Genomic DNA, 6137 nt, shown 5'->3' with positions numbered 1-6137 from the left:
TGCCGCCCGGGCAGATATTTTTGATTATATCGAGATGTTCTATAACAACCGGCGACGCCATGGTTCTAATGAAAAGCTGTCACCGGTAGAGTATGAAAAGCGTCACCAAGAACGGCTGATAAGTGTCTAGAGAACTGGTGGCGATTCAATCAGCAGGGCCGATGGGGGCTTCACGCGACTATCCAGCATGAGTTCTATCAGTCGGCGCGGCGGCGAATCGTTTTCAGTCATGCTGGCGTTGCTATCTGGGTGATGCATGGTACAGAGCGACACCACATTTTCCCGCGCCGATCAGTGAATGTGCGTCATTGAGCCTGCCACCTCAGAAATAGGTAATGGCATCGCCCTCTCCATCGTCTTTTCTAATGCAAAAGCGGCAGATTTCGTAGGCATCCAGTCACGACAGAGTGTGATATACAAAATAGGAGTAGGGGCGTATCACGGCGGTGTGGCTGGGGCCTCAAACCCGGCACGTTGCCGGTCGAGTTTGCCCTGGTCATCATCTGTTGATGGGGGGGGCGGATTTGGTCAGGAGTTCAGATAAAGTTTGATTATTCCTGACCAAAATTTTTCGTCTTATTGTAAATGCAATCAGTTTACATTTTAATTTTCGCTGAGCGATGGAATCAGTTATTGAAAGCCAACTTTTAAAATTGACTCGCGATTAACCACCGTGCGATATTTTCTGGAACATATAGCCGTGGAGCGTATCTGACATCAGTGGCAGGTAGGATACCATCAATAGAGCGGTCAGCATCACGGCAATAGGCAGAAGATACTTCTCGTGGCGACGGTAAAAGCTGCCTCCGTGAACTTTGGCGGATTCCACTTCCTCGTCGCCGACCACCTGTCTTGTTAATAAGTGGTTAAGTGCCACCGGTGGTGACAAGTAGCCCAGTTCGAAGGCCGCTAGAGTGATCATCCAGAAGTGCAGGGGCTCAATTCCATTGGCGAACGCCACAGGAGCTATCGTGGCGTTCACCAGTAACACCGCGCCCATCGGATCCATGGTCATGCCAATGATTACCATAGTGATCACCAATATAGTCATTGCAACCCAGATATTGGCAAAAGTTTCAGGTAAGTTTTCCATCATCCCAGAACGTTCTACGATGCCACCAAGGCTTACCGACATGCCCATCAAAATCAACAAGGCACCGATATGTCCGGTGGTTTCATTGGTGGCAAAACGCAGTGAAGACTCTAGCTTCTCTCCTGTGCCTGGTTCAGGCTGGTGGTGAGGTTTTGCCGAGGGTTTTTTTACTAGATGCTGCAGAATCAGGCTGACACTAAGTAACATATTGCGCCAGAAAAGCTCCCAGAACAGGCTGTTAAGTTCATTTTTTGAAGTGCCAGTAGGAATGTTGCCGCTATTCAGGGCCTCCTGCATACCAGCCATATTGTAAGAGGAGTAGAGAATGAGGGGGACTAGCGTCAACGAGAAGACGTGTAGAGATTTTACGCTAAGTTTCTCGTAACACAGAATCGACAGCATCATTACAGGCAAAATGATGGGGGCGTAGATTTCGTTTAACTCCGCACCCAGAATATCTCGGAAAAATACTACCACCGTGCCCATGATGATTATATAGGGAAGCAGTGGGACCAGGCGTTTAAGACTGGCGGGTACTGCTTCAGATAAGGGTGCAATACGGGCGGGTGATGTGCGTACAAACTGGCTGTAAACGAAGAACAAGAACAAAGACAAAGAGAAAACCTTCAAGCCTGAGGAAAACATCTCATCTGTCGTCACTGCGTTATTCAATGCGGCAATAATCACTACCAGAAGACAAGGTCGAAGAACGACGCCGAGAGAGCCAGACATAGCAGTGGCTGCCAGAGCTAACTGCTTGCGGGCTCCGGCGCGAATCAGCTCATGGTAAACGGTGGCGCCAGCTGCGATTACAAAAATACCTGAAGCGCCGGTGAACGCTGTCGGGATTGCGGTAATTGCTAGCACGACAAAACACATGAGCTCTGGAGACATTTTCCAGGGTCGCAGTACATCAAATACCAGGTGGGCGAGTTTGGTTTGACGTAACATCATGCCTATCCAGATATACAGCGCGAGGCTCAAAAACAGTGTGGAAAGCTCCATGAGCATACCTAGGTATACACTTATTCCGTGATAGTAACCTTGTTGGGCGAACTGGATACCTGCGGAAATACACATGATGCTGTACAGCGGAATGGTCAGCAGCGATTTCCCCCAAGAGCCGCCATCGCTTAGATCTTTCGGCGGACGGAGCAACTGGTAGAACGCTGCCAGGCTGAGAATACTAAATCCTGCAATCCAGAACTGATGAAGATAGAAGTGATCAACGTTGACTCCATCTGCCACTGCGGATAATTCTGCACTGCGATAAACCCATGCTGACGCCAATAGCATCAGGTTTGCACTTAGCTGACCAACAGTTGAGACCAAATGATCCTTGCGCGTTTGAGCAGGCCGAAGTGCGATGTGGTGTCGGGAGAATGTAGCTGTTGCTGCACAGATTATGATAAGTAGGCAGAGTAAAAGGCGCTTGTAACCCCCAAGGGTGGTGACCAGATGGGCCACCCCTGTTTCCAGGTTGCGGAAGGCAATCACTCCAGGAGTGGCGTTCTCTTGAACCATCCTGTAGTCGCTCCATTTATTGCGACAAATGGAGCGGGATGACTCCAGCGATTGACGTATCGCTCCTTCGTTCACCTCTGATCCCAAAATTCCGGCTAATGGATCGGCCGCCATTCGTGCTTTCTTCTCGGTGATGGCCTTCTGGATCTCCTGTTCAATGTTAGGATCTGAATTACAGGTGGGGGCGCCGACAAGTCCCGCTGTTCGCAGCTTGAAGTAACCTTCCCATGTGCTCTCACCAATCTTGAGTAACTGGGAATGAATCACTTCGCCAGAGGCTAGAAAAATAGTGAGCAATAGCAGGATTATGGTTGGCAAGGAGGAAAGCCATTCTCCCGCAGATCGCTGTGCCATGCTCAAACTGGCAATATTCATCGGTACTTCCTTGCTCTATAAATTTATCGGTTACAAACGACAGGGTCGAACCGAATGTTTAAGGGAATTCTGAATATTTCGTAAAATGTGGTGATTCTCACTTCTTGGCTTTTGATCGGCCCATAGCGCTGATATTTAGCGCATCTTTCATGGTCGAATCACTACTTCGAAAGTTATAAGCATGAAACTTACGTGGTTTTGCCGCTTTGTAGGTTTGTTCTGGTTGACATTTGGTTAGTTGACCAAATAACATCGAAGGATGTCAACCTAAAGACAACCTGTTTCATTGGAGGAATTATGACTTCTTTGCCAATCCAGCCACGTAAAGTTGCTTTTGATGTCTCATCAGTGCCGCGGCACTGGAATGGCGGTGATCCCGTGCTGACCCGCTTTTTTGACGCCCTCTCGGTACATTTCCCGGAGGGAGAGCGCTTCTTTATCCAGTCAGTGCGTAACTTCAAGGATCAGGTGACAGATGATCAGCTGATCGAGGACATTCGTCACTTTATTCGCCAGGAAGGTCAGCACGGCATTGTCCATGATCGTTTCAACGATGTGATGGCCAGCCAGGGCGTGGATGTAGATAAGGTCACTACGAATTTAAGGACGTTTATTCGCACCACACAAAAGTACTTGCCGAAGAAGTATCAGCTCGCCATGACTGCGGCGTTTGAGCACTTTACGGCAACCTTGGGCGAAACAATGGTCAGCGAGAAAAGCGACATGTTCCGCGAGGCCGACCCGGTAATGAGGGCTCTATTTCTTTGGCACGGGGTTGAAGAAGTAGAGCACAAGGCTGTGGCCTATGATCTTTATCAGGGAGCGGCTGGGGGGGGCTACCTGACTCGTGCCTCGGCGCTGGTGGTTGCGACACTGATGATTCACCTTGTCGTGGCTCCAGTATTTTGGAATATGCTCAAGCTTGATGGTGTCACGCGCCAGCCCGGTGTGATTCTGAAGGGTTTGAACAAACTTTATGGGCGAAAAGGTATTCTCACAGGAATGTTGCCTGATTTTCTTGCCTGGTTTCGTCCCGGGTTTCACCCTTGGGACACCGGTATGCCTGAGAAGGTTGCCGCCTGGTTGGCAGAGTATGAGGCTCATGGTGATCCAATGCAGGCATCGGAGACCATTTATGGTCCGGATCCTGTGAGAGAGGCAGCCTGATGCAGACCAACGATCAGGGTAACCCCGGTGCCTTTGATTTTCGGCACACTCATAGGCCCGGACGCCACTGTGGAAGTTCAGCTATCAGGGATCTTCTGGAGTTTCATGGGCTTAATTTAACTGAAGCTTTCTGCTTCGGTCTCGGTGCCGGGCTTGGTATTACTTATGTGGAAATACCAGGCACGGACACCCCGTTTATTGTCCATGTCCGTTCAATGGGATTTGAGGAAACGGTGTTCTCTACACTGGGCGTGCCGTTTCGCTGGGAAACTTGGCAAGATAAATGTGCTGCCGCCGATGCGCTGGATGCCCATCTTGATGCGGGGCGGCCTGCGCTTCTCTTAACTGATATTTTTTACCTTCCTTATTTCAAGAGCAGTACACATTTCCCCGGTCACGCCATCGTCGCCTGGCAGCGAGCCGAGAAGGGCGAGACGATGCTCGTTAGCGATACCGAGCGCCCAGGGCTTTTAGAGGTGCCTCGTGACAAGTTGGTTGAAGCCAGATTCTCCTTGTCGCCACCCTTTATCCATCATGGTTCATTGTTCGCACCCGAAAGTGTTTCGGTTCAGGTGTCTGCCGAGAACGTGCGCAGTGCGATTGTGAAGAATGCAGATAATCTCCTGCAAGGAAGCAGGAATCACGGTATTCAAGCGCTAACAACTTGGATCCAGGAACTTCCTCGCTGGAAGGCAGTGGATAAATGGCAATGGTTGCTCCGTTTCGCCTATCAAGTGATCGAGAAGCGTGGAACGGGGGGCAGCGGCTTTAGAGCGATGTATTCAGAATTTCTCGATGAAGCGAGTGAAATTGTTCCTGAAATACATGAGGCAGGCTTGGTCGAGTTGATGCGCACGAGTGCTGCGGCATGGTCCGCTCTGGCTGATTGTCTGCGAAAGGGGTCCGAAAGTGAAACATTCCCTGAAGAGGCAATAACGGACGCCATTGAATCTGTGCGTGTTGCAGAGACCCGGTATGCGGATGCCGCTTCAACATTCTGATAAAAAGTTGCTAACTATGACAGCTGAGACATCACTCCCGAGAGAACTGCTTGCCGCAAAGGCTTTTTTTGGTTCAGGGCATCCGTTGTTCAGGGTTTTTGGTATCGCAATGGATGACATTACCAAAGATGGCGCGGTAATGAGCATGCCTTGTGTGGAAGAGGTTTGTGATCAACAGGGAAAGCTTCATCGGGGAGCCATCGCTACCTTGCTTGATACGGCATGTGGTTTGGCGATTTTTGTGCGCCTCGGCGACATGCGCCCAATTGCGACAATTGACTTGCGCGTTGATTTCATCGCTAAACCCGAGGCTGGCGAAGGGGTGGCATGTAATGTCACCTGTTTTGCAGTTGAAGAAAATATTGCCTATGTCCGTGGAGAGGCATTTGGGCGTGATGGCGGCAATTTGCTGGCGTCGGTATCAGGCAGTTTTGCGATAGGAACGGCAGGCCCGTCCTTTGATCAATCTGTGAATCCTAGCAATAAGAGAGCCCCCTCCAAGAAAAAAACAATCGATGATGAAGGAATCATCAGCTTCGAAACAGAAAGGGTAACCGCTCTCTCTACTGTGGTCGGCGATGTATCACCATACGAAAAATTTCTTGGTGTGACGGCTTCGGACGATAACGGCGAAGCAACCTATAAAATGCCGTTTCGCGAGCAGCACATTGGCAACCCTCTGATCAAGACTTTTCATGGCGGTATTATCGCAAGCTTCGCGGAGCTTGTTGCTGGCGCGCACTTAACAGCGAATCAGACTGAACAAAATAAGCCAGTATGTTCAAGTATGACTCTGGATTATTTACGCCCGGCCTTTGCGGGTACGTTGGTGGCCAAGCCGAACATTATTCGTGAAGGAAAGCGCTTCATTGTGGTTGTTGTGGATGTGTTTCTTGATGGCGCCCAGGTTTCCCGAGGTCGCTTCATTTATAAGAGAGTCCTCGCTTCCAGCTAATCCAATCTATAAACAACCCTCC

At 49.8% G+C, this 6137-nt stretch carries 5 protein-coding genes; 4 read left to right on the top strand and 1 reads right to left on the bottom strand.

The window, feature by feature from the left end; genetic code table 11:
• The coding region (locus D4A39_RS15840) for an IS3 family transposase (protein ID WP_147393865.1) at positions 1-130 on the top strand (130 nt) is incomplete at its 5' end.
• A gap of 534 nt (positions 131-664) precedes the next feature.
• Here D4A39_RS15840 and D4A39_RS15835 read toward each other — a convergent pair.
• Positions 665-2992, bottom strand: a complete 2328-nt coding sequence (locus D4A39_RS15835) for a TRAP transporter large permease subunit (protein ID WP_007150199.1) — start codon at positions 2990-2992, stop codon at positions 665-667.
• A 192-nt stretch (positions 2993-3184) separates the two neighbouring features.
• Here D4A39_RS15835 and D4A39_RS15830 point away from each other — a divergent pair, with 192 nt between their 5' ends.
• Genes D4A39_RS15830 through D4A39_RS15820 form a run of 3 tightly spaced genes read left to right on the top strand, consistent with a single transcriptional unit; the run spans position 3185 to position 6115 of the window.
• Positions 3185-4159, top strand: a complete 975-nt coding sequence (locus D4A39_RS15830; protein ID WP_233552502.1) for a metal-dependent hydrolase — start codon at positions 3185-3187, stop codon at positions 4157-4159.
• A complete protein-coding gene (locus tag D4A39_RS15825) occupies positions 4159-5160 on the top strand; it encodes a BtrH N-terminal domain-containing protein (protein WP_007150864.1) in 1002 nt (333 codons plus the stop codon). Before D4A39_RS15830 ends, D4A39_RS15825 begins: the two co-directional genes overlap by 1 nt.
• Positions 5135-6115, top strand: a complete 981-nt coding sequence (locus tag D4A39_RS15820) for a PaaI family thioesterase (RefSeq protein WP_233552501.1) — start codon at positions 5135-5137, stop codon at positions 6113-6115. Before D4A39_RS15825 ends, D4A39_RS15820 begins: the two co-directional genes overlap by 26 nt.
• Positions 6116-6137 lie beyond the last annotated feature (22 nt).

The sequence above is a fragment of the Alcanivorax profundi genome (assembly GCF_003597125.1).
GTDB lineage: Bacteria > Pseudomonadota > Gammaproteobacteria > Pseudomonadales > Alcanivoracaceae > Alcanivorax > Alcanivorax profundi.
This window is presented reverse-complemented; position numbering and strand designations above follow the sequence as displayed.

Excerpts from the sequence above, each read along its gene's own strand:
- D4A39_RS15825 (WP_007150864.1), top strand. The coding sequence starts at position 4,159 with ATGCAGACCAACGATCAGGGTAACCCCGGTGCCTTTGATTTTCGGCAC.
- D4A39_RS15820 (WP_233552501.1), top strand. The coding sequence starts at position 5,135 with ATGCGGATGCCGCTTCAACATTCTGATAAAAAGTTGCTAACTATGACA.
- D4A39_RS15835 (WP_007150199.1), bottom strand. The coding sequence starts at position 2,992 with ATGAATATTGCCAGTTTGAGCATGGCACAGCGATCTGCGGGAGAATGG.